Source organism: Thalassolituus sp. ST750PaO-4 (assembly GCF_020320405.1).
GTDB lineage: Bacteria > Pseudomonadota > Gammaproteobacteria > Pseudomonadales > Oceanobacteraceae > Venatoribacter > Venatoribacter alkanivorans.
The window spans coordinates 1-494 of record NZ_JABVCB010000006.1; the positions used below are offsets into that span (position 1 = coordinate 1).

1 protein-coding gene is annotated in these 494 nt (G+C 51.0%); it reads left to right on the forward strand.

All coding sequences use genetic code 11. The features are described from left to right. Positions 1-494, forward strand: a 494-nt coding sequence (locus HUF18_RS05920; RefSeq protein WP_225691496.1) for an Ig-like domain-containing protein, incomplete at both ends; no start/stop codon positions are given.

The window sequence follows — 494 nt, forward strand, 5'->3', positions numbered from 1 at the left end:
CAACCTTTACCTTCAGTGAAAATGTTACCGGTTTTTCCGTTGGCGATATTGTTGCCGGTAATGCCTCCGTCAGTGCGTTCAGTGTGACCAGTGCATCGGTTTATACCGCGTTAATTACGCCAACCACAGATGGTTCAGTCACGGTGGATGTTGCAGGCTCTGTTGCTCAGGATGGTGTTGGTAATAACAACACGGCGGCAACTCAGCTGGCGGTTACTTACGATGCGACGGCACCGACGGTGGCTATCAGTGGTGCCAGCGGCAGTATTAACGCAGCGTTTACTGTGACCTTTACTTTCAGTGAAGCGATGAGTGGCATAATCGATAACAGCTACATCAGCGTCACTAATGCTTCTGTGAGTGCGTTTAATGCAATCAACCCTTCAGTGTATACCGCGTTAATTACGCCGACTGCGGAGGGCGCTGTAACGGTGGATGTTGCTGCGGGGGTTGTGCAGGATACGGCGGGTAATAACAACATGGCTTCTGCTCAG